General features: G+C 68.2%; 20 protein-coding genes. 17 read left to right on the top strand and 3 right to left on the bottom strand.

The genetic code is table 11. The features are described from left to right. Positions 1–103: 103 nt before the first annotated feature. The 4 genes from AC07Q9_RS30755 (at position 104) to AC07Q9_RS30740 (ending at position 5,843) form a co-directional block, all read left to right on the top strand. Entirely contained in the window at positions 104–2,569 is a 2,466-nt protein-coding gene (locus AC07Q9_RS30755; protein WP_495312866.1) for a DNA internalization-related competence protein ComEC/Rec2, read from the top strand. A 98-nt stretch (positions 2,570–2,667) separates the two neighbouring features. Beyond that, positions 2,668–4,164: a circularly permuted type 2 ATP-grasp protein gene (locus AC07Q9_RS30750; protein WP_489057311.1), complete on the top strand. Its 1,497-nt coding sequence runs from the start codon at positions 2,668–2,670 to the stop codon at positions 4,162–4,164. A gap of 11 nt (positions 4,165–4,175) precedes the next feature. Then, the gene (locus tag AC07Q9_RS30745; protein WP_153284960.1) at positions 4,176–5,132 is read left to right on the top strand and encodes an alpha-E domain-containing protein; all 957 of its coding nucleotides are present in this window, start codon (positions 4,176–4,178) and stop codon (positions 5,130–5,132) included. A gap of 120 nt (positions 5,133–5,252) precedes the next feature. Next, the gene (locus AC07Q9_RS30740) at positions 5,253–5,843 is read left to right on the top strand and encodes an Lcl C-terminal domain-containing protein (protein WP_495312865.1); all 591 of its coding nucleotides are present in this window, start codon (positions 5,253–5,255) and stop codon (positions 5,841–5,843) included. 13 nt (positions 5,844–5,856) lie between these two features. Here AC07Q9_RS30740 and AC07Q9_RS30735 read toward each other — a convergent pair whose 3' ends face one another. Beyond that, on the bottom strand, positions 5,857–7,509 hold the full coding sequence (locus AC07Q9_RS30735; RefSeq protein ID WP_495312864.1) for a sulfatase-like hydrolase/transferase: 1,653 nt from the start codon (positions 7,507–7,509) through the stop codon (positions 5,857–5,859). Positions 7,510–7,711: 202 nt separating this feature from the next. On the opposite strand from AC07Q9_RS30735, the gene AC07Q9_RS30730 reads away from it, so the two are divergent. Then, positions 7,712–8,176 (top strand): SH3 domain-containing protein, encoded by a 465-nt coding sequence (locus AC07Q9_RS30730; RefSeq protein ID WP_101492363.1) that lies wholly within the window; start codon positions 7,712–7,714, stop codon positions 8,174–8,176. Positions 8,177–8,188: 12 nt separating this feature from the next. Here AC07Q9_RS30730 and glpK read toward each other — a convergent pair whose 3' ends face one another. Together glpK and AC07Q9_RS30720 are read right to left on the bottom strand one after the other, a co-directional pair. After that, positions 8,189–9,685, bottom strand: coding sequence for a glycerol kinase GlpK (gene glpK, locus AC07Q9_RS30725; RefSeq protein ID WP_495312863.1), 1,497 nt, complete (start codon positions 9,683–9,685; stop codon positions 8,189–8,191). Between the two features lie 19 nt (positions 9,686–9,704). Next, positions 9,705–10,475 (bottom strand): DeoR/GlpR family DNA-binding transcription regulator, encoded by a 771-nt coding sequence (locus AC07Q9_RS30720; RefSeq protein ID WP_062476748.1) that lies wholly within the window; start codon positions 10,473–10,475, stop codon positions 9,705–9,707. 122 nt (positions 10,476–10,597) lie between these two features. Here AC07Q9_RS30720 and glpD point away from each other — a divergent pair, with 122 nt between their 5' ends. From glpD to AC07Q9_RS30660, 12 genes are all read left to right on the top strand, one after another. Then, positions 10,598–12,274 (top strand): glycerol-3-phosphate dehydrogenase, encoded by a 1,677-nt coding sequence (glpD, locus tag AC07Q9_RS30715; protein WP_495312862.1) that lies wholly within the window; start codon positions 10,598–10,600, stop codon positions 12,272–12,274. Further along, positions 12,274–13,347 carry an ABC transporter ATP-binding protein gene (locus AC07Q9_RS30710; RefSeq protein ID WP_495312861.1) on the top strand — a complete coding sequence of 358 codons (1,074 nt, stop codon included), beginning with the start codon at positions 12,274–12,276 and terminating at the stop codon, positions 13,345–13,347. The genes glpD and AC07Q9_RS30710 overlap by 1 nt, the downstream gene beginning before the upstream one ends. A gap of 1 nt (position 13,348) precedes the next feature. Further along, entirely contained in the window at positions 13,349–14,419 is a 1,071-nt protein-coding gene (locus tag AC07Q9_RS30705; RefSeq protein WP_495312860.1) for an ABC transporter ATP-binding protein, read from the top strand. A gap of 61 nt (positions 14,420–14,480) precedes the next feature. After that, complete coding sequence (locus tag AC07Q9_RS30700; protein ID WP_119553390.1) at positions 14,481–15,371, top strand: carbohydrate ABC transporter permease; 891 nt, start codon at positions 14,481–14,483, stop codon at positions 15,369–15,371. Next, positions 15,368–16,180: a carbohydrate ABC transporter permease gene (locus tag AC07Q9_RS30695; protein WP_062476734.1), complete on the top strand. Its 813-nt coding sequence runs from the start codon at positions 15,368–15,370 to the stop codon at positions 16,178–16,180. Before AC07Q9_RS30700 ends, AC07Q9_RS30695 begins: the two co-directional genes overlap by 4 nt. 12 nt (positions 16,181–16,192) lie before the next feature. Next, on the top strand, positions 16,193–16,501 hold the full coding sequence (locus AC07Q9_RS30690) for a DUF2160 domain-containing protein (RefSeq protein ID WP_062476731.1): 309 nt from the start codon (positions 16,193–16,195) through the stop codon (positions 16,499–16,501). Between the two features lie 89 nt (positions 16,502–16,590). Beyond that, positions 16,591–18,324: an ABC transporter substrate-binding protein gene (locus tag AC07Q9_RS30685; RefSeq protein WP_495312859.1), complete on the top strand. Its 1,734-nt coding sequence runs from the start codon at positions 16,591–16,593 to the stop codon at positions 18,322–18,324. A 170-nt stretch (positions 18,325–18,494) separates the two neighbouring features. Beyond that, the gene (locus AC07Q9_RS30680; protein ID WP_495312858.1) at positions 18,495–19,499 is read left to right on the top strand and encodes a dialkylresorcinol condensing enzyme; all 1,005 of its coding nucleotides are present in this window, start codon (positions 18,495–18,497) and stop codon (positions 19,497–19,499) included. Continuing rightward, positions 19,489–20,625: a beta-ketoacyl-ACP synthase III gene (locus AC07Q9_RS30675; protein WP_495312857.1), complete on the top strand. Its 1,137-nt coding sequence runs from the start codon at positions 19,489–19,491 to the stop codon at positions 20,623–20,625. Before AC07Q9_RS30680 ends, AC07Q9_RS30675 begins: the two co-directional genes overlap by 11 nt. Positions 20,626–20,627: 2 nt before the next feature. Then, the gene (locus tag AC07Q9_RS30670; protein WP_495312856.1) at positions 20,628–21,023 is read left to right on the top strand and encodes a DarG family dialkylresorcinol biosynthesis protein; all 396 of its coding nucleotides are present in this window, start codon (positions 20,628–20,630) and stop codon (positions 21,021–21,023) included. Next, entirely contained in the window at positions 21,020–22,000 is a 981-nt protein-coding gene (gene darH, locus AC07Q9_RS30665; RefSeq protein WP_095947357.1) for a BtrH-related acyltransferase DarH, read from the top strand. Before AC07Q9_RS30670 ends, darH begins: the two co-directional genes overlap by 4 nt. Positions 22,001–22,091: 91 nt before the next feature. Beyond that, the gene (locus tag AC07Q9_RS30660) at positions 22,092–23,000 is read left to right on the top strand and encodes an ABC transporter ATP-binding protein (protein ID WP_062476717.1); all 909 of its coding nucleotides are present in this window, start codon (positions 22,092–22,094) and stop codon (positions 22,998–23,000) included. Positions 23,001–23,009 lie beyond the last annotated feature (9 nt).

Raw genomic sequence — 23,009 nt, 5'->3', positions numbered from 1 at the left:
CAGCGAGGTTGCATCGAAAAGATGTCTCTGGTGAGACGCATACTAGCCCAGTTGCCAAGCAATTAACGCGCCATCGAGCGTGGGTTGGGGGAGGGTTTGCATCATGGATTCCGGGGTGTGGGGAGGGCAGTCGCGGCGTGCGTCCGAGGCTGTCGCGGGTGGGTCAGGAGCCTTCGTTGTGCTCGGCGGCACGCTGCTCGGCGCGGCCTTGCAGTTGCGCCAGCCGCTGCTGTGGCACGCAGGCGTTTACGTCGCGTTGCTGCTCGCGGGGCTCGGCGGCGGATGGCTGTTGTGGCGGTGGCGGGGGCCTCGGCCGGTCGTGCTGATGCTGTCGCTGGCCTGCGGCGCGATGACCGGCGCGGGTCTGGCCGGATGGCGTGCCACGGCCTACGCGCAAGCGGCGCTGGAGCCACAACTGGAAGGGCGCGACCTGCGGCTCACAGGCGTGGTCTCGCAGATGCCGCAGCCCGGCGAGATCGGAACGCGCTTCCGTTTCGATGTGGAGACGGCGCAGTGGGCCGATGCCTCCGATGAGGCGCCGCCGACGGTGCCGCCGCGCATCGCACTCGCCTGGTACGGCGAATACAGCGGGATGTGGGAGCAGCCCGCCGAACGTCGCGCATCCGTCGCGCGCACCGTGGGCGAGCTGCACGCCGGCCAGCGCTGGCAACTGACCGTGCGCCTGCGCGCGCCGCACGGCAACCTCAATCCACATGGCTTCGACAGCGAGCTGTGGGCGTGGGAGCAGGGCGTGCATGCCCAAGGCCATGTGCGGGCCGGGGCGCGCGACCCCGCGTCGCGCCTGCTGGGTACGACGTGGCGGCACCCGATCGAGCGGGCGCGCGAAGCCGTGCGCGATGCGGTCTTCGCCCGCGTGGACGACCGGCGGCAGGCCGGCGTGATCGCCGCGCTGGTCACCGGCGACCAGGGCGCCATCGACCGCGCCGACTGGGACGTGTTCCGCGCCACCGGCGTGGCGCACCTGATGTCGATCTCGGGCCTGCACATCACCTTGTTCGCGTGGTTCGCGGCGCATGTGGTGGGCGCGCTCTGGCGGCGCAGCAGCCGGCTCATGCTGCGGCTGCCCGCGCAACAGGCCGCGCTCGCCGGTGGGCTGCTGCTGGCCGCGCTCTATGCGCTCTTCAGCGGCTGGGGCGTGCCCTCGCAGCGCACTGTCTGGATGCTTGCGGTCGTGGCGCTGCTGCGCCTGACCGGTCGGCGTTGGCCGTGGCCGCACGTCTGGTTGCTGACGGCGGCAGTCGTGGTCGCGGCCGATCCGTGGGCGCTGCTGCAGGCCGGCTTCTGGCTCAGCTTCGTCGCCGTGGCGGTGCTGTTCGCCTCTGCGACCGCCGTGCCCGGCGAGGGCAGGGCGGGCGCGCTCACGCGCCTGGGCCGCTTCTTTCGCGAGCAATGGACCATCACGCTGGCGCTCGCGCCGCTGAGCCTGCTGCTGTTCCAGCAGGTGTCGGCCGTCGGGCTCGTGGCCAATGCGATCGCGATCCCGTGGGTGACGCTGGTGATCACGCCGCTGGCGATGCTCGGCGTGGCGGTGCCGCCGCTGTGGGACGTGGCCGCTGGCGCCGTGAAGCTGTTCGCGCTGTTGCTGCAGACGCTCGCCGGCCTGCCGTTCGCCACGCTGTCGATGGCCGCGCCACCGCCATGGCTGGCCGCGGGCGGCGTGGTGGGCGGTGTGCTGCTGGCGATGCGCCTGCCGTGGTCGATGCGCGCGCTCGGCCTGCCGCTGCTGTTGCCGGTGCTGCTGTGGCAGCCGGCGCGGCCCGCCGTGGGCGAGTTCGACCTGCTCGCCGCCGACATCGGGCAGGGCAACGCGGTCCTCGTGCGCACCGCCACGCACAGCCTGCTCTACGACGCCGGCCCGCGCTACGGGCTCGACAGCGACGCGGGCCACCGCGTGCTCGTGCCGCTGCTGCGCGCGCGGGGCGAGCGGCTCGACCTGCTGGTGCTGAGCCACCGCGACATCGACCACACCGGCGGCGCGCCCGCCGTGCTCGCCATGCAGCCGCAGGCGGCGCTGCTGAGTTCCATCGAGGCCGGGCATCCGCTGCAGGCGCTGCGCCCCGCGCGCCGCTGCGAGGCCGGCCAGCGCTGGACCTGGGATGGTGTGGATTTCGAGGTGCTGTTTCCCTATGACAGCGACTACCGCAGCTTCACGCGGCCCAATGCCGTGTCGTGCGTGCTGCGCATCGGCAACGGCCGCGCCACGGCGCTGCTGGCCGGCGACATCGAGCGCCTGCAGGAGGCCGTGCTGGTGTCACGAACCACTGGGCTACGGGCCGACGTGCTGCTGGTGCCGCACCATGGCAGCAAGACTTCGTCGAGCGAGGCGTTGCTCGACGCCGTGCGCCCGCGCATTGCCCTCGTCCAGGCCGGCTATCGCAGCCGCTTCGGCCACCCGGCGCCCGAGGTGGTGGCGCGCTACGTCGAACGCGGCGTGCAGGTGGTCGACAGCCCGCGCTGCGGTGCCGCCCATTGGGCAAGCCAGCTGCCCGCCGAGCTGAAGTGTGAACGCGCGCACGACCTGCGCTACTGGCGCCACCGCATGCCCTGAAGGTCCGAAACGCGAAATGCCCTCGCATTGCGCCCAAACCTAGGGCTTCTACTGGCCTTGAACTTGCTAAGCTATGGCTCAAGGAGATTGGTCGTTCCATGCACAAATTCGACGAGATGTATGAGCAGCTCCCCTATGCGGGCGCTGCAATCCGACAGCACTACAAGCGCTACGACCAATGGCTTGCGAAGCAACCCGGTGAGGTGATGCGATCGCGGCGTGAAGAGGCGGAAATGATTTTCCGCCGGGTCGGCATCACCTTCGCGGTGTATGGCGCCAAGGACGAGGACGGCTCCGGCACCGAGCGGCTGATCCCGTTCGACCTGCTGCCCCGGATCATTCCCTCCCACGAGTGGGAGAGCATGGAAAAGGGGCTGGTGCAGCGTGTCACGGCGCTCAACCGCTTCCTGTACGACGTGTACCACGACCAGGACATCATCAAGGCCGGCATCATCCCGGCCGAGCAGATCCTGAACAACGCCCAGTTCCGTCCCGAGATGATGGGCGTGAACGTGCCGCACAACGTCTACTCGAACATCTCGGGCATCGACATCGTGCGCGCCCCCGATGCCCAAGGCAACGGCGAGTACTACGTGCTCGAAGACAACCTGCGCGTGCCCAGCGGCGTGAGCTACATGCTCGAAAACCGCAAGATGATGATGCGGCTCTTCCCGGAGCTCTTCAACCAGAACCGCATCGCGCCGGTCGCCCACTATCCCGACCTGCTGCTCGAAACGCTGCGCGCCAGCGCGCCGCCGGCCACGGCCGAGCCCACGGTGGTGGTGCTCACGCCCGGCATGTACAACAGCGCCTACTTCGAGCACGCCTTCCTGGCCCAGCAGATGGGCGTGGAGCTGGTCGAGGGGCAAGACCTGTTCGTGAAGGACGACTTCGTCTACATGCGCACCACGCGCGGCCCGGTGCGGGTCGACGTGATCTACCGCCGTGTCGACGACGACTTCCTCGACCCCGACGTGTTCCGCCCGACCTCCACCCTCGGTTGCGCGGGCCTCATGCGCGCGTACCGCGCGGGCAACGTCGTGATCTGCAATGCGGTGGGCACCGGCGTGGCCGACGACAAGTCGATCTACCCCTACGTGCCGAAGATGATCGAGTTCTACCTCGGCGAGAAGCCGATCCTGAAGAACGTGCCGACCTACATGTGCCGCAACAAGGACGAGCTGCAGTACACGCTCGACAACATGAAGGACCTGGTCGTCAAGGAGGTGCACGGCGCCGGCGGCTACGGCATGCTCATCGGCCCGGCTGCCACGCAGGCCGAGATCGAAGACTTCAAGAAGGCCGTCATCGCCAAGCCCGACGGCTACATCGCCCAGCCCACGCTGAGCCTGTCGACCTCGCCGACCTTCGTCGACGCCGGCATCGCGCCGCGCCACATCGACCTGCGTCCCTTCGTGCTCTCGGGCAGCGAGGTGCAGATGGTGCCCGGCGGCCTCACGCGCGTGGCGCTCAAGGAAGGGTCGCTGGTGGTCAACTCGTCGCAGGGCGGCGGCACCAAGGACACCTGGATTCTCGAAGCGGACCGCACGGCCAAGCCGAAGGCGGCCACGCAGTCGCAAAGCCAATCGCAGTAGGAGCACCCACGATGCTGTCCCGCACCGCAGACCACCTCTACTGGATGTCGCGCTACACCGAGCGTGCCGAGAACACGGCGCGCATGCTCGACGTCAACTACCAGACCTCGCTGCTGCCGCAGTCGGCCGAGGTCGCCAAGTACGGCTGGCAGGGCGTGCTTTCGATCAGCGAGCTGCTGCCGCTGTACAACGACAAGTACGACCACATCGCGCCCAACGAAGTCATGGAGTTCATGGTCAAGGACGAGAGCAATCCGTCGTCGATCGTCTCCTGCCTGAAGGCCGCGCGCGAGAACGCCCGTGCCGTGCGCGGCGCGCTCACCACCGAGGCCTGGGAAACGCAGAACACCACCTGGCTCGAGGTGAACCGCATGCTGCGCGCCGGCGATTTCGAGCGCGACCCGGGGCAGTTCTTCGAGTGGGTCAAGTTCCGCTCGCACCTGTCGCGCGGCGTCACGCTGGGCACGATGCTCCAAGATGAGGCGTTCTACTTTTCGCGCCTGGGCACCTTTTTGGAGCGCGCCGACAACACGGCACGCCTGGTCGACGTGAAGTTCCACGCGCTCAACAGCGAATTCTTCGGTGCCGCCACCGAGGAAGACCAGGAGTACGACTTCTATCACTGGAGCGCGATCCTGCGCAGCGTCTCGGCCTTCGAGGTGTACCGCAAGGTCTACCGCGACGTGATCAAGCCCGAGCGCGTGGCCGAGCTGCTGATTCTTCGCGCCGACATGCCGCGCTCGCTGCACGCGAGCCTGGCCGAGGTGGTCGCCAACCTGGCGAAGGTGCAGAACGAGCAGAGCGCCGAAACGCAGCGCCGCGCCGGCAAGCTGCTGGCCGATCTGCAGTACGCGCGGGTCGACGAGATCCTGGCGACGGGCCTGCACGCCTATCTCACGCAGTTCCTCGACCGCGTGAACGAGCTGGGCGGGCGCATCAGCCAGGACTTCCTGGTGCCGGCGCACTGACAAGGCACCGAGTCCTGCGGGCCCATCGAGGCCCCAGGACCTCGCATGGCGGGCGGTAGCATTCGAGTTCGATCTCGATCCAAATTGCTGACCGCAGGGAGTTCCATGAAGAAGAAATCAATGCTTGCCAACGATGGCAAGTGGATGGCCGTCGCCCTGGCGGCCGTCGTGCTGCTCGCCGGCTGCGACCAGGCCGCGTCACCGAAAGAACAAGCCTCGACGCAGGCATCGACGGCCGTCGTCGTCGATGCCGCCACGGGATTGCGCTGGCTGCGCTGCGCGTTGGGGCAGACCTGGCAGGGTGGTCGTTGTGTCGGCGAGGCCGAAGCCCTGAGCCTGATGGACGCGCAGGAACGCGTGCAGGCGCTCAACGTGAAGGGCCATGAAGGCATCTCGCAATGGCGGCTGCCGACCATCGTGGAGCTGGCGGCGCTGCGGCGTTGCGACCATGGCCTGGTCGACGAGCAGTTCACGCTCGCGCTGAGCCCCGAAAAGGAGCCCGTCACCGTGCCGCGATGGTGCGCCCGCGAAACCTCCGTTCCCACCATCGACAGCGCCCGCTTTCCCGATACGCCGCTGCGCAAGTTCTGGTCGGGTTCGGGCAGCGAGGCCGCGCAGCACTTCTATGCCGTGGACTTCAGCAATGCGTGGATCGGCCAGAACGAGGCGGCCGAGGCCACCCATGCCGTGCGGCCGGTGGCCGATCGTTGACCTTCAGCTGCTTCTACTTCGAGAACGACTCGACAGCCACCGGAATCTCCGGCGCCTGCCACTCATAGCTGTCGCCCAGCACATTGCGCTGCGCCTTCTGCCCGCTCCAGCGGATGCCTAACAGGTCCATCAGGCTCCAGCCCGCCCAGTCGGCGCGGAAGGGTTGCTGCGTGGCGGCGCCGGTGGGCAGCGGCTCGCGGTTGCGCCAGACGATGGCCGGGATGCGGTAGCCCGAGGCGGTCGCGGGGCTGTGACCTGCGCGGTCGCTGCCGTGCCCGACTTCCTGGCCGTGGTCCGACAGGTACATCCAGGCGCGGTAGTCCTCGGGGCGGCCCGTGCTCAGGGTCTGCTGCAGCAGCTCCGACACCACGAAGTCGTGGTACAGCAGCGCGGCGTCGTACTGCTGGCGGAAGTGCCGCACCCAGGCCGAGCGACCATCCTTCACGAGGCCGGTCTCGATGGCATCGACGTTGTCGTCGAAAGGGTTGGCGTTCTCGGGAAAACGCAGGCTGTAGTGCGGGTGCGCGCCCATCAGGTGGACCACGATGAGCTTGCGCTCGCTGCTCGTGTCGGCAAAGGCTTCCTGCACGCAGTCGAGGATCTCGCCGTCGAGCGAGGCGCTGGCGCGGCCCGGCGTGCGGTTGACCATGTCGACCACGTCGGCATAGCGCGCGTGCTCCTGCTCGATGGCCAGGTCGTCGTGGTTGCTGATCCACCAGACCTTGTAGCCGGCGGCGCGTGCCAGGGCGAGCAGATGGGGCGGGTTCCCGGCGTTCCCGTCTTTCCCGTTGGCGGGCTGACCGAAATGGAACATGTTGCGCAGCGCGGGCAGGGTGCTTGCGTCCACCGACCACGCGTTGCGCAGCACGGCCATGCGGTCGCCTTCCTGCGCCTTGTGCGCCTGCAGGCGCGGCGTGGTCGGGCGGCCGTAGCCGTACAGCCCCATGTTGTCGCGGTTGATGCTGTCGGTGATGACGAGCACCACCGTGGACGGCCCTTCGCGCGAGAACACCGGTGCGATCTGCCGGGCCTGGGCCATCTGTGCATCGCGGGTTTTTTCCTGGCCGGCCCAGGCGGCGCGCTGGTCCTGCAGCGACTGCGACCACTGGGTCCAGAAGACGACCGGGTGCAGCCGGCGCCAGGGCTTGCTCACGTAGGCCACGCAGGCCGCGAGCAGGATCAGCAGCAGCAGCGAGCGCACCCAGAATGGCCGCCGCGCACGTGGCGCCACGGCACCGCGCCGCGCGAACAGGCCCGCCACCACGCCTGCCGCCGCGAGTGCGGCCGACCAGACGACCGCAGAGCGCCAGTGCATGCGGATGTACTCGGCGCTTTCTCGTGCGTTGGTGTTGGCCGCCGCGCCCAGCACCATGGCGCTGTCGGGCGCGGCCTGGTAGGTGTCGAGCAGATAAGCGCGGACGACGGCGTCGAGGCCGAAGCCCATGACCCAGAGCCACACCAGCGCCGTGCGCCAGCGCCGCAGGCGCGCGCTGTGCAGCGGCCACAGCAGCCAGAGCACGGGCGGCGCGGCGAGCACCGCGAGCTGGGCGATGCGGCGGCCGTCGTGGCCCAGGGCGATCAGCGCCAGCAGCGTGGCGCCGACCACGCCGCAAGCCAGCAGGGCGCTGGCGGTGGGACGCGGGGCGTCGATGTGAGGGTGTGTCAAACGCGGCGTGGGGGAGTCGAAAGGCGGGCGAATTCTGCCCCGCACCCTGCGGCAACGCGTTCAGTGTCCCGACCCTGGCGGGGTCTTTGGGGTACGCCTCAGGGATATCCCGGCGGAACTTATCGGCGCTCAGCGTCCCAGAGGGGGCTTCGACCGGCATTTGCCGGACCTCCTGTGTCTTCTCGAAAGGAACCCTCGCCCCATGGCCCGATTCAGCCGCCGACTGCCCGCGCTCCTGCTCGCATTCTTCTTCTCGTGGATGGTGCTGCCGTCCGCCTTTGCCGCGCAGCCGCAGATGGTCAGTGTCGCGGTCAAGACCCTGAACATGCGCACCGCCCCCAGCCAGCGCGCCGAGGCGCACTGGACAGTGAGCCGGGGTTATCCGCTGCGCGTGATCGGCCGCAAGGGCGACTGGCTGCGCGTCACCGACTTCGAGAACGACAAGGCCTGGGTCTTCCGTTCGATGACGAGCAAGACGCCGCACCACGTCGTGAAGGCGAAGACCGCGCAGCTGCGCCGCGCGCCCGGCGCCCGCAGCCCAGTCGTGAAGCGGGCCGTGTACGGCGACGTGCTGCGCACCCTCGAGCGCCGCGGTGACTGGGTGAAGGTGCGCCACGAAGGCGGCACCACCGGCTGGGTGCTGAAGCGCTCCCTCTGGGGCTGGTGAAGCCGAGGGCGCTCAGGTCGCCGTAGCTTGGCGCACGGCGCGCTCCCATCGCGCCATCGATTCCTCGGCCTGCGCGCGGCCCATGGTCGGCATGAAGCGGCGCTCGATCTTCCACAGCTTCGAGAGCTGGCGCGCGTCGGTGTAGACGCCCGTCGACAGGCCCGCGAGGTAGGCCGCGCCCAGCGCGGTGGTCTCGACCACCTCGGGCCGCACCACCGGAATGCCCAGCAGGTCGGCCTGGAACTGCATCAGCAGGTCGTTCACGCTCGCACCGCCGTCCACGCGCAGCTCGGCCACGGGCTTGCCGCCCGCGGCCACCGCGTCGCGGCTCATGGCCTGCAGCAGCGCGGCGCTTTGATAAGCGATGCTTTCCAGCGCGGCGCGCGCGATGTGCGCGACCGTGGTGCCGCGCGTGAGGCCGGTGATCGTGCCGCGCGCGTCCGCGTCCCAGTAGGGCGCGCCCAGGCCGGTGAAGGCCGGCACCATCATCACGCCGCCCGCGTCGGGCACGCTCTCGGCCAGCGACTGCACCTCGGCGCTGCCCTTGATGGCCTTGAGGCCGTCGCGCAGCCACTGCACCACCGCGCCGCCGACGAACACGCTGCCTTCCATCGCGTACTGCGGGGTCGCGTCGGTCTGCGCGGCGCTGGTCACGAGCAGGCCGTTGTGCGAGGGCTGGAACGCGCCGCCCGTGTGCATCAGCAGGAAGCAGCCGGTGCCGTAGGTGTTCTTGGCCATGCCGGCCTCGAAGCAGGCCTGGCCGAAGAGGGCGCTCTGCTGGTCGCCGGCCACGCCGCCGATGGGCAGTGCGTGGCCCAGCAGCGCGGCGTCGGTGTCGGCAAAGTGCGAGCTCGAGGGCTGCACCTTCGGCATCAGCGCGACGGGGATGTCCAGCGCCTTCAGCAGGTCGGCGTCCCATTCGTTCGTGTGCACGTTGAAGAGCATGGTGCGCGAGGCGTTGCTCACGTCGGTCACGTGCACCTTGCCGCCGGTGAGCTGCCACATGAGCCAGCTGTCGACCGTGCCGAAGGCCAGCTCGCCGCGTTCGGCCTGGGCGCGCGCGCCGGGCACGTGGTCGAGCAGCCAGCGCAGCTTGGTGCCCGAGAAATACGCGTCGATCACCAAGCCCGTTTTCTCGCGGATGGTGTCGCTCAGGCCCTGTTCGCGCAGCTGCGCGCACAGCGGTTCGGCACGGCGGTCCTGCCAGACGATGGCGTGGTGCACCGGCTGGCCGGTGGCGCGGTTCCACAGCACGGTGGTCTCGCGCTGGTTGGTGATGCCGATGGCGTGGATGTCGGCGGGCTGCAGCTTCGCCTTGGCCAGCACCTCGCGCGCGGTGGCCAGCTGGCTGCGCCAGATTTCCATCGGGTCGTGCTCGACCCAGCCCGGCTGCGGGTAGATCTGCGTGAGCTCTTTCTGCGCGATGGCGACGATGCGGCCTTCGCGGTCGAACACGATGCTGCGCGAGCTGGAGGTGCCCTGGTCCAGGGCAAGCAGGTAGGTGGTCATTCGATGGATGTGAGGGGGTTCAGTTGTCGCGCGCGATCTCGAGGCGCACTTGCGCGGCATGCAGCAGGTCGGGAAACGGCGGCGGCGGCGCGGCGTCGGTGAACAGGCGGTCGATCTGCGAGAGCGTGCCCAGCTGGATCATGGCCGGCCGGTTGAACTTGCTCGCGTCGGCCGCCAGCCACACCTCGCGCGCCTGGGCAATGATGGTCTGCGCGACCTTCACCTCGCGCAGGTCGAAGTCGCGCAGCGAGCCGTCGGCCTCGATGCTCGACACGCCGATGAGTGCGATGTCGACCTTGAACTGGCGGATGAAGTCGATGGTGGCCTCGCCCACCACGGCGCGGTCGCGCGGGCGCACCGAGCCGCCGGCCACGATCACCTCGCAGGCCGTGTTGCCGCTCAGGATGGTCGCCACGTTCAGGTTGTTGGTGATCACGCGCAGGCCCGTGTGGCGCATCAGCGCCTTGGCGATGGCCTCGGTGGTGGTGCCGATGTTCAGGATCAGCGAACAGTCGTTGGGCACCAGCTCGGCCACGCGGCGCGCAATGCGCGCTTTGCCGTCGGCGTTGAGCGTTTCGCGCTGCTGGTAGCCGATGTTCTCGGTGGTCGAGCTGGGCACGCGCACGCCGCCGTGGAAACGCGTGAGCAACCCCGCATCGGCCAGCCGCTGCACGTCGCGCCGCACGGTCTGCAGCGTGACGCCCAGCATGTCGGCGAGCTGTTCGACGGTGACCGAACCGCGCGCGCGCACGGTGTCGAGGAGGTTGATCTGGCGCGGGTTGGAGTTCACAGAGGCGTCGTGGAAAGCGGAAAGACTGGGGTCGAGGGTACAGGCCGCGTCACTTTAAAACGAAAGAAAACGAATCCGAGTAAGGGAAAACTCGGAGGAAAATCGCGCCAAAAGGAATCCAAATGAAAAAACTCGAAAATACAATCTCGGCCTTTGCTGACAAAAGTCACGAACCTACGGACCCCCATCCTGTGAGCGATTTTTCCTCTCCAGCGGCCGAGCCGGCCACCGAATGCGATGTGCTGATCGTCGGCGGCGGCATCAACGGGTGCGGCATTGCGCGCGACCTGGCCGGCCGGGGCTGGCGCGTCGTGCTGTGCGAGAAGGACGACCTGGCCTCGCACACCTCGTCGTCGTCCACCAAGCTGATCCACGGCGGGCTGCGCTACCTGGAGTACTACGAGTTCTCGCTGGTGCGCAAGGCGCTGCAGGAGCGCGAAGTGCTGCTCAAGAGCGCGCCGCACATCATGTGGCCGCTGCGCTTCGTGATGCCGCACGACCCCTCGATGCGCCCGGCCTGGATGATCCGCATCGGCCTGTTCATGTACGACCACCTCGCCAAACGCGAGGTGCTGCCGCCGTCGCGCGGCATCGACCTGCGCCAGCACCCGGCGGGCGCGCCGCTCAAGGCGCAGTACAAGCGCGGCTTCGTGTACTCCGACGGCTGGGTCGACGACGCGCGGCTGGTGGTGCTCAACGCCATCGACGCGCGCGCCAAGGGCGCCGAGGTGCTCACGCGCACGCGCTGCATCCATGCGCAGCGCGGCGCCGACGGCTGGGTCGCCACGCTTGAGGGCCCCGACGGCGCGCACCGCACCGTGCGTGCGCGCGCCGTGGTGAACGCGGCCGGCCCGTGGGCCGAATCCTTCCTGCGCGGCGTGGCCCAGTCGGCGCGCGGCGAGGCGCTGGCCACCAAGAGCCTGCGGCTCGTGAAGGGCAGCCACATCATCGTGCCGCGCCTGTTCGACCACGACCACGCCTACATCTTCCAGAACCCCGACAAGCGGATCATCTTCGCCATCCCTTACCAGGGCGCGTTCACGCTGATCGGCACCACCGACATCGAGATCAGCGGCGACGACCCCGGCGCCGCGCGCATCGCGCAGGAAGAGATCGACTACCTGTGCACCCAGGCCAGCCGCTACTTCGACAAGGCCATCGTGCCGGCCGACGTGGTCTGGACCTACTCGGGCGTGCGCCCGCTGCTGGACGATGCCTCGGGCGACCCCTCGGCCGTCACGCGCGACTACCTGCTCGAGTCGAACACCACCGCCGCGCCGCTGCTGTCGGTGTGGGGCGGCAAGATCACCACCTTCCGCAAGCTGGCCGAGGACGCGGCCGACGAGGTCGGCAAGATGCTCGGCCAGTCGAATGCCCAGCGCCCGGCCTGGACCGACGGCGCCTTCCTGGCCGGCGGCGACCTGTCGGCCTGGATCGGCGCGCCCAAGCGCCCCGACGACGACTTCGCCCGCTTCGTGGCCGCCGTGCAGGCCAAGTACCCCTGGCTCGATGCCCAGGTCGCGCTGCGGCTGGCGCGCGGCTACGGCGCGCGCGTGGCCGAACTGGTCGGCGAGGCGCAGTCGCTGGCCGACATGGGCGCCGAGGTGGCGCCCGGCCTGTACGAGCGCGAGCTGCGCTTCTTGCAGGCGCGCGAGTGGGCCGTGAGCTCGGACGACGTGCTCTGGCGCCGCACCAAGCTCGGCCTGCACTACACGCCCGCCGAGCGCGAGCAGGTGGCGATCTGGCTGCAGGCCAACGCAAAGAACAACAACGACACCGTGGAAGTGGAGGTGAGCTGATGCAGCTGACTCTGGAGCGCGTCACCAAGAAGGTCGGCGCGCAAACCTGGCTCTACGAGCAGAGCATTGCGCCGAAAAGCGGCGCGGTGACCGTGCTGCTCGGCGCCACGCAGGCCGGCAAGACCAGCCTGATGCGCCTCATGGCCGGGCTCGACACGCCCAGCACCGGGCGCGTGCTGGTCGACGGCAAGGACGTCACCGGCACGCCGGTGCGCGAGCGCAATGTCGCGATGGTCTACCAGCAGTTCATCAACTACCCCTCGCTCAAGGTGTTCGACAACATCGCCTCGCCGCTGAAGCTGCGCGGCGAATCGAACATCGATGCGCGCGTGAGGGCGCTGGCCGACAAGCTGCACATCGGCATGTTCCTGGACCGCCTGCCGGCCGAGCTGTCGGGCGGCCAGCAGCAGCGCGTGGCGCTGGCGCGCGCGCTCGCCAAGAACGCACCGCTCATGCTGCTCGACGAGCCGCTGGTCAACCTCGACTACAAGCTGCGCGAAGGCCTGCGCGAAGAACTCACGCAGCTCTTCGCCACCGGCGACTCGACCGTCATCTACGCCACCACCGAGCCCGGCGAAGCGCTGCTGCTGGGCGGCTACACGGCCGTGATGGACGCCGGCGAGCTGCTGCAGTACGGCCCGACCGCCGAGGTGTTCCATGCGCCGCAGTCGCTGCGCGTGGCGCGCGCCTTCAGCGATCCGCCGATGAACCTGCTGGCGGGCACGGCTGCGGCCGGCCGCGTGCAACTGGCGGGCGGGCCCGCGCTGGCGCTGGCTTTGCCTGAAAGCGTGTCGGGCACGGTCACGGTCGGCCTGCGCGCGAGCGCATTGAATGTCGACGCGGGGGAGGGCGACATCGCCTTGCCCGGCAAGGTGGAGCTGGCCGAGATTTCGGGCTCCGACACCTTCGTGCACGTCGAGACCGCGGTGGGCGAACTGGTGGCGCAGCTCACCGGCGTGCACCGCTTCGAGCTGGGCGCTTCGATCACGCTGTACTTCAGCGCGTCGCAAGCCTATGTGTTCGATGCCAGTGAAAAACTGGCACTGGCGCCGGCATGGCGCAAAGGAGCTTGAGATGGCACGCATCGATCTCGACCTGGCCCACGCCTACCGCCCCAACCCCACGCAGGACAGCGACTACGCGCTGCTCCCGCTGAAGATGAGCTTCCGCGATGGCGGCGCGTACGCCTTGCTCGGCCCCTCGGGCTGCGGCAAGACGACCATGCTCAACATCATCTCGGGCCTGCTCGTGCCCTCGCAGGGCAGCGTGAGCTTCGACGGCCGCGACATGACGCGCGCCACGCCGCAGGAACGCAACATCGCGCAGGTATTCCAGTTCCCGGTGATCTACGACACCATGACCGTGGCCGAGAACCTCGCGTTCCCGCTGCGCAATCGCAAGGTGCCCGAAGACCAGATCAAGAAGCGCGTCGGCGAGATCGCCGAAATGCTCGACATGAGCGGCCAGCTCAACCAGCGCGCCGCGGGGCTGGCGGCCGACGCCAAGCAGAAGATTTCGCTGGGCCGCGGCCTGGTGCGCAGCGACGTGTCGGCGGTGCTGTTCGACGAACCGCTCACCGTGATCGATCCACACCTGAAGTGGCAGTTGCGCCGCAAGCTCAAGCAGATCCACCGCGAGCTCAAGCTCACGCTGATCTACGTGACGCACGACCAGGTCGAGGCGCTCACCTTCGCCGAAGAGGTGGTGGTCATGACGCGCGGCAAGGCCGTGCAGGTGGGCAGCGCCGAGGCGCTGTTCGAACGGCCGGCCCACACCTTCGTCGGCCATTTCATCGGCTCGCCGGGCATGAACTTCCTGTCGGCCCACAGCGCCAACGGTGCGCTCGAAGTGGCGGGCACGCCGCTGGTGCCCACGCGCGAGCTGCCGCCCGGCGCGCTCAAGATCGGCATCCGGCCCGAGTACCTGCGCCTGTCGAACGCGGGGGCGGCCGGTGCCGTGCCGGCGGTGGTGAAGCAGGTGCAGGACGTCGGCACGCACGCGATGCTCAGCGCCGAAGTCGACGGCGGCGTGGTCAAGGTGCGCATGCATTCGGACGAGCAGCCGCCGGCGGTGGGCGACACGGTGTGGCTGCGGGTGCTCGACACCCACACCTGCTACTACAAGGACGAGGGACTGGTGGCATGAGCGCAGCGCAGGGCCGCCCCAAGCAAGCTCGCACCGCAGTGCGAAGCACGGAGGTATTTGAATGAACCCGACGAACAAGCCGATCAACCAGAAGGCCTGGTGGCTGGTGTTGCCCGTGCTGATCTGCGTGGCCTTCTCGGCCATCGTGCCGCTGATGACGGTGGTCAATTACTCGGTGCAGGACATCATCTCGCCCGAGCGGCGCGTGTTCGTCGGCACCGAATGGTTCGCCGCCGTGATGCGCGACGACGAGCTGCACCAGGCGCTGTGGCGCCAGCTGGGCTTCTCGCTGTCGGTGCTGCTGGTGGAGATTCCGCTGGGCATCGCGCTGGCGCTGTCGATGCCGGCCACGGGCTGGAAGTCGTCGGCGGTGCTGGTGGTGGTGGCGCTGTCGCTGCTCATTCCGTGGAACGTGGTGGGCACGATCTGGCAGATCTACGGCCGCGCCGACATCGGCCTGCTGGGCCACGCACTGCAGGTCATGGGCATCGAATACAACTACACCGGCAGCGCGACCGACGCCTGGCTCACGGTGCTGGTGATGGACGTGTGGCACTGGACGCCGCTGGTGGCCTTGCTCTGCTATGCGGGCCTGCGCTCCATTCCCGACGCGTACTACCAGGCCGCGCGCATCGACGGCGCCAGCAAGTTCGCGGTGTTCCGCTACATCCAGCTGCCCAAGATGCGCGGCGTGCTGATGATCGCGGTGCTGCTGCGCTTCATGGACAGCTTCATGATCTACACCGAGCCCTTCGTGCTGACGGGCGGCGGGCCGGGCAACGCGACCACCTTCCTGAGCCAGTACCTCACGCAGAAGGCCGTGGGGCAGTTCGACCTCGGGCCGGCGGCGGCGTTCTCGCTGATCTATTTCCTGATCATTTTGTTGTTCTGCTTCGTGCTCTACAACTGGATGCAGCGGGTGGGCACGCAAGAGGTGGAGAAAGAACAATGAACGAAAAGCGCTTCCACAAGCGCAGCATCTTTTTGCTGCTGTACATCCTGTTCGCGCTGTTGCCCATCTACTGGATGGTCAACATGAGCTTCAAGACGAACGAGGAGATCCTGTCGAGCTTCTCGTTCTTCCCGCAGCAGCTCACCTGGGCCAACTACGCGCGCATCTTCACCGACGAGTCGTGGTACTCGGGCTACATCAACAGCCTGATCTACGTGGCGATCAACACGGTGATCTCGCTCACCGTGGCGCTGCCGGCGGCCTATGCGTTCTCGCGCTATTCGTTCCTGGGCGACAAGCATGTGTTCTTCTGGCTGCTGACCAACCGCATGACGCCGCCCGCGGTGTTCCTGCTGCCGTTCTTCCAGCTGTACAGCACCGTGGGCCTCATGGACACGCACCTGGGCGTGGCGCTGGCGCACCTGCTGTTCAACGTGCCGCTGGCGGTGTGGATTCTCGAAGGCTTCATGAGCGGCATCCCGCGCGAGATCGACGAGACGGCGTACATCGACGGCTACTCGTTCCCGCGCTTCTTCCTCACCATCTTCCTGCCGCTCATCAAGGCCGGCGTGGGCGTGGCGGCGTTCTTCTGCTTCATGTTCAGCTGGGTCGAACTGCTGCTGGCGCGCACGCTCACGAGCGTGAACGCCAAGCCGATCGTGGCGACGATGACGCGCACGGTGAGCGCCTCGGGCATGGACTGGGCGACGCTGGCTGCGGCCGGCGTGCTCACCATCGTGCCGGGTGCGATCGTGATCTGGTTTGTCCGCCACTACATCGCAAAAGGCTTTGCGATGGGCCGCGTCTAAGGAGACCGAGACATGTTCGACTGGATGGTCTGGACCACCCCGGTGGCCGTTTTCTTCAGCTGCATCGCGCTCATGCTGGTCGGCATGACGGTGTGGGAATTCAAGTCGCCCACCACGATGCGCCGCGGCTGGCTGCCCATTGCCACCACGCGCGGCGACCGGCTCTTCATCGGCCTGCTGTCTGCTGCGTATGTGAACCTGATCTTCGTCGGCCTGGCCGGCAAGGTGCAGGAGTGGCTGAGCCTGGAGGCCGAGCCCTCGATCTGGATCGGCTTCGTGCTGTCGATGTTCGTGCTGGCGCTCGTGATGCGCAAAGGCTAGACCCACCGATTTCGTCAACGCGTCCGGCTCTCCGCCTCCCCGGAGCCGCGATGAAAAAACCGGGGAAGCACAACCGAGGAGACACACTCATGAAGATGCGCTACACGGCATTGGCAATGGCGGCGGCGATGTTCGCCGCGCACGGCGCCGCATCGGCCGGCGAGGCCGAGGCCAAGAAATGGATCGACAGCGAATTCCAGCCGTCGACCCTGTCCAAGGACAAGCAGATGGAGGAGATGAAGTGGTTCATCGACGCCGCCAAGAAGCTGCAGGCCAAGGGTGTGAAGGAGGTGTCGGTCGTCTCCGAAACGCTGACCACCCATGAGTACGAATCGAAGACGCTGGCCAAGGCCTTCGAGGAGATCACCGGCATCAAGGTCAAGCACGACCTGATCCAGGAAGGCGACGTGGTCGAGAAGCTGCAGACCTCGATGCAGTCGGGCAAGTCGATCTACGACGGCTGGGTGTCCGACTCCGACCTGATCGGCACGCACTACCGCTACGGCAAGATCATGTCGCTCACCGACTACATGAAGGGCGCCGGCAAGGAGTTCACCAACCCGGGCCTGGACCTGAAGGACTTCATCGGCACCAGCTTCACCACCGCGCCCGACGGCCAGCTCTACCAGCTGCCCGACCAGCAGTTCGCCAACCTGTACTGGTTCCGCGCCGACCTGTTCGCGCGCAAGGACCTGCAGGACAAGTTCAAGGCCAAGTACGGCTACGACCTGGGCGTGCCGCTGAACTGGAGCGCCTACGAAGACATCGCCGAGTTCTTCAGCGTCGACGTGAAGACCATCGACGGCAAGCCGATCTACGGCCACATGGACTACGGCAAGAAAGACCCGTCGCTGGGCTGGCGCTTCACCGACGCGTGGCTGTCGATGGCTGGCGCCGCCGACAAGGGCATTCCGAACGGCATGCCGATCGACGAGTGGGGCATCCGCGTGGCTGCCGACAAGTGCACGCCCACGGGCGCTTCGGTCTCGCGCGGCGGTGCGACCAACTCGCCGGCCGCCGTGTACGCGCTCACCAAGTACATCGACTGGATGAAGAAGTACGCGCCCAAGGAAGCCATGGGCATGACCTTCGGCGAATCGGGCCCGGTGCCGGCGCAGGGCCAGATCGCGCAGCAGATCTTCTGGTACACGGCCTTCACCGCCGACATGACCAAGAAGGGCCTGCCCGTGGTGAACGAAGACGGCTCGCCCAAGTGGCGCATGGCCCCCGGCCCGAACGGCCCGTACTGGAAGCAGGGCATGCAGAACGGCTACCAGGACGTGGGCTCGTGGACCTTCTTCAAGGGCCATGACGCCAACAAGACGGCTGCCGCCTGGCTCTACGCGCAGTTCATCACCGCCAAGACCACCTCGCTGAAGAAGTCGATCACCGGCCTGACCTTCATCCGCGACAGCGACATCCGCTCGGACTACTTCACGCAGAACGCCAACAAGTACGGCGGCCTGATCGAGTTCTACCGCAGCCCCGCGCGCGTGGCCTGGACCCCGACCGGCACCAACGTGCCCGACTACCCGAAGCTCGCGCAGCTGTGGTGGAAGAACGTGGCCGAGGCCGTCACGGGTGAGAAGACCCCGCAAAAAGCCATGGACAACCTGGCCGACGAGATGGACAACGTGATGGCACGCCTGGAGCGCGCCGGCATGGCCCATTGCGCGCCCAAGCTCAACCCGAAGGGCGACCCGGCCAAGTACCTGAGCGACGACCACGCCCCGTGGAAGAAGCTGGCCAACGAAAAGCCCAAGGGCGAGACCATCGATTACAACAAGCTGCTGAGCGCCTGGAAGGCCGGCAAGGTGCGCTGATCGGCGCACCGCGCCCGCAGCCATTGCAAACAAGGGCCGTGCCGCGAGGTGCGGCCCTTTTTCGCGTTCTGGCCGAATGGTTCGTCGGATTCGCGCGACGCCATGACCTATGGCAGATGCACCTTTGAAAAGCTTCGCTTACATTCGACGGCCCCCGCCACGCCCCGCCAGTGAATCCAAGTTCTTCCAGCCCCTCCGCCAGCCCTCCTGCCACCCCGGGCGCGCGTGCCAAACGCGTCCTGCTGATCCAGTACTCGCAGACCGGGCAGCTCGACCGCGTGGCCGGGCAGATCGCCGCGCCGCTGCGCGCCGACCCGGGCATCGAACTGCGCGTGGAAACGTTGCGGCCGTTGCAGCGCTTTCCCTTTCCCTGGCCCTTCCTGACCTTCTTCGACGCGTTCCCCGAGTCGGCCCACCTGAAGCCGGGCCCGCTGGCGCCGCTGACGCTCACGGGCGATGAAGATTTCGACCTCGTCATCCTGCCGTACCAGGTCTGGTTCCTCGCGCCTGCGCAGCCGGTCGTGGCCTTCCTGCAGCACCCCGTGGCGGCGCGGCTGCTCAAGGGAAAACCCGTGGTCACGGTCATCGCTTGCCGCAACATGTGGCTGCTGGCCCACGAAAAGCTCAAGGGCCTGCTCGCCGCCACCGGCGCGCGCCTGATCGACAACGTGGTGCTCACCGACCCGGGCCCCACGCTCGCCACCTTCTTCACCACGCCGGCCTGGCTCATCTGGGGCCGCAAGCGCGGCTTCTGGGGCATGCCCGACGCGGGCCTGAGCGAGGAACAGATCCGCGGCTGCGGCCGCTTCGGCCGCGCCCTGCGCGATGCGCTGCACGCAGGTCGCGAGCAGGGCGATGCGCCCTTGCTGGCCGGGCTGGGCGCGGTGCGCGCCCAGGCGCGCCTGCTCATCAGCGAGAAGGCCGGCACGCGCAGCTTCTACCTCTGGGGCAAGTTGATCATGGCGGCCGGCGGGCCGGGCGCGGCAGTGCGCAAACCGCTGCTCTTGCTGTACGTGCTGTTTCTGCTGGCACTGATCGTCACCGTCGTGCCGGTGAGCCTGACGTTGCAGGCCCTGCTGCGGCCTTTGTTCCGAGGGTGGCTGACTAAAATGACGGCTCAATTCGAGCGCCCGTCGGGCTCTGCCACGGACCGGCTCCCTCTCTATGACGACTGATGTTTTCCTGACCCGCACCGCCGCCTTCCTGCCTTTTTCTCCGGTCAGCAACGAAGACATCGAAGAAGTGTTGGGCCGCATCGGCGGCAAGGTGTCGCGTGCGCGACGCCTCATCCTGCGCAGCAACGGCATCCAGTCGCGCCACTACGCCATCGACCGCGCCACCGGCCAGCTGGCCATGACCAACGCACAGCTCACCGCCGCGGCCATCCGCGCGCTGGGCGACGACATCGGCCCGGTCGACTGCCTGGCCACCGGCACCTCGCTGCCCGACCAGCTCATGCCCAACCACGCGGTGATGGTGCACGGCGAACTGGGCTGGCCCCGGCTCGAGGTGGTGGCCTGCGCCGGCATCTGCCTGGCCGGCGCGGCGGCGCTCAAGCATGCGTGGCTGTCGGTGCGCGCGGGCGATGCGCGGCGCGCGGTCGCCACGGGCTCCGAGCTGGCCTCGGCCGTGATGCGCGGCATCAACTTCGAGGCCGAGCTCGAGCACAAGCTCGAGGCGCTCGAAGCGCGCCCCGAGATCGCCTTCGAGAAAGACTTTTTGCGCTGGATGCTGTCCGACGGCGCCGGCGCGGTGCTGCTGGAGCGCGAGCCGCGCGGGCCGCTGTCGCTGCGCGTCGAGTGGATCGAGCTGTCGTCGGCGGCGCACGAGCTGCCGGTGTGCATGTATGCCGGCGCCGACAAGAACGCGCAGGGCGGCCTCGACGGCTGGGCCCGCACCTCGCCGGCCGACTGGCAGCGCGACTCGACCTTCGCCGTCAAGCAGGACGTGCGCCTGCTCAACGACAACATCGTGCGCGCCACGCTGACCGAGCCGCTGGCCGCCATCATCGAACGCCGCGGACTGAAGACCGACGACATCGACTGGTTCCTGCCGCACCTGTCGTCGCACTATTTCGTCGAGCCCGTGGCCGCGAGCCTGGCGTCGCTGGGCCTGCCGATTCCGCGCGAGCGCTGGTTCAGCAACCTCGCGACCAAGGGCAACACGGGCTCGGCCTCGCCGTACATCATGCTCGACGAGCTGTTCCGTTCCGGTCGCATCAAGCCCGGCCAGAAGTTGCTGATGTTCGTACCGGAAAGCGGTCGCTTCTCCAGCGGCTTCATCTACCTGGAGGCGGTGTAGCCATGGACCTCGATGCCGTGCCACAGGAGGGCAACGCGACCCTCGCGGGCCATTCCAAGCTGATGTACGCCCGCGACGGGCAAGGCCGCGTCGTCACCACCACCTCGAAGGGCTGGGAGGCGGAAGAGATCGTCACCAGCCACGCGGTCGACGTGCTGGTCGAGCAGGCGCAGGAGGCCAAGGCGCGCGTGAAGGCCGGGCTGGCCTCGCCGCTCGAGTACTGGATGTACGAGCGCCGCATGGACGTGGCGCTGCTCTCGCAGACCAGCGGCTTCTGGCAGTGGCGCGTGCGCCGCCACCTGCAGCCGCGCCATTTCGCCGCGCTGTCGCCGGCCCAGCTCGCCCGCTACGGCCAGGCGCTGGGGCTGCCCGTTTCCACCCTGCAAGGCCTGCCGTGAACTTCCAACACCAACAGGCGGCGCACTGCGAAAGCGGCGTCATCTCCAGCCTCATGCGCCACCACGGTGCGCCGATGAGCGAGGCGATGGCGCTGGGGTTGTCGTCGGCGCTGTCGTTCGCCTACCTGCCGTTCATCAAGCTGTCGGGCCTGCCGCTCATCTCGTACCGCATGCCGCCCAAGGCCATCATCAAGGGCCTCTTGGCGCCGATGGCCGCGCGCTTTCGCTTCGAGACCTTCCGCAGCCCGCAGGCCGGGCAGCAGCGGCTGGACGCGCTGCTGGCCGACGGCCAGCTCGTGGGCCTGCAGACCTCGGTCTACTGGCTGCCGTACTTTCCGCCGAACATGCGCTTTCACTTCAACGCGCACAACCTGCTGGTCTACGGCAAGGACGGCGACGACTACCTGATCAGCGACCCCGTGTTCGAGGAACCCGTGCGCTGCGCCAGCGAAGACCTGTCGCGCGCCCGTTTCGCCAAGGGCGTGCTCGCGCCCAAGGGCCTCATGTACTACCCGCAGGCCATCGAGCGCAAGGCGGTCGACGCCGCCTCGGTGACCCAGGCCATCCGCAAGACGGTGCGCAACATGCTCGCGCCCGTGCCCATCGTCGGCGTGCGCGGCATGCGCACGCTGGCCAAGCGCATGCAGAAGCTGTCGCCCAGCGATCCGCGCAGCGTCGACTTCATCGGCCACCTGGTGCGCATGCAGGAAGAGATCGGCACGGGTGGGGCGGGCTTTCGCTTCATCTACGCGGGCTTCCTGCAGGAGGCCGCGCAGCTGCTCGACAAGCCGCAGCTCACGCAGATGTCCGAACGCCTGATCGCCATCGGCGACGGCTGGCGCGCGTTCGCGCTCAAGGCGGCGCGCATGGTCAAGGGCCGCGAGCCTGTCGATCCCGTCGCACTCGCCGGCAAGCTGCGCGAGCAGGCGCAGCAAGAGGAAACCTTCTTCCGCGACCTCAAGGCCGCCGTCGCTTGAGATGGGAGCCCCCCGGCTTGCCACTGCGTGTGCTTCGCCACCCCCCGAGGGGGAGGCTCGGCCCGCCTTGGGGCGGCCCGGCGACGGGCCGATGCTCGAGCTGCACCAGCTCGGCTACCGCTACCCGCACGCTGACAAGGCCGCGCTGGCCGACGTGTCGCTCGCCGTGCCGCGCGGTTGCGTGCTGGGCCTGCTCGGCCCGAACGGCGCCGGCAAGACCACGCTGATCTCGCACCTGTCGGGCGCGCTCGCGGTGCAGTCGGGCGACATCCGCATCGACGGCCAGCCCCTGCAGCAGGTGCGCGCGAAGGCGCCCACGCGCATCGCCGTGGCGCCGCAGGACCAGGCCTTCTATCCGATGCTCACCGTGGCCGAGAACCTGGCCTGCTTCGCCGCGGCCGGCAAACTTTCGGGTGCGCGCAAGAAGGCGCGCATCGACACCTGCACGCAGTTCGCGCAGCTCGAACAGTTCGCGGGCGTGCGCGCCGAGCGGCTCTCGGGCGGCCTGAAGCGCCGCCTCAACCTCGCGATCGCCTTGCTGCCCGAACCCGAGCTGATGCTGTTCGACGAGCCGACGGTGGGCGTCGATCCGCAGTCGCGCGCCTTCATCCTCGATGCGATCAAGAGCCTGGCGCAGGCCGGCGCGGCGGTGATCTACGCCTCGCACTACATGGAAGAGATCGAGGCCATCGCCGACCGCGTGGCCATCCTCGACCAGGGCCGTGTGCTGCGCGAAGGCCCGCTCGACGCGCTGCTGTCGCAAAGCGCGATGTTGCTGACCCTGGCCGCCGACGGGCTCGATGCGCAGAGGCTCTCGCGCTTCGGCACGGTGGAGCAGGGCGCGGCGCACTGGCGCATCCACCTGAACGCAGGCACCGGCCCCGGCCCCGTGCTGGCCGCGCTCGAAGCCGAAGGCATCGAGGTGCGCCAGGCCGAGTTCGGCCGGCACGACCTCGAGCAGCTCTTCATGGCGCTCACGCACCGTTCGCTGCGCGACTGATCGAACGCC

The organism is Variovorax sp. GW821-FHT09A10 (assembly GCF_059418385.1).
Note: the sequence above shows the minus strand (reverse complement) of the source record. Positions and strands in the feature narration are given on the sequence as shown.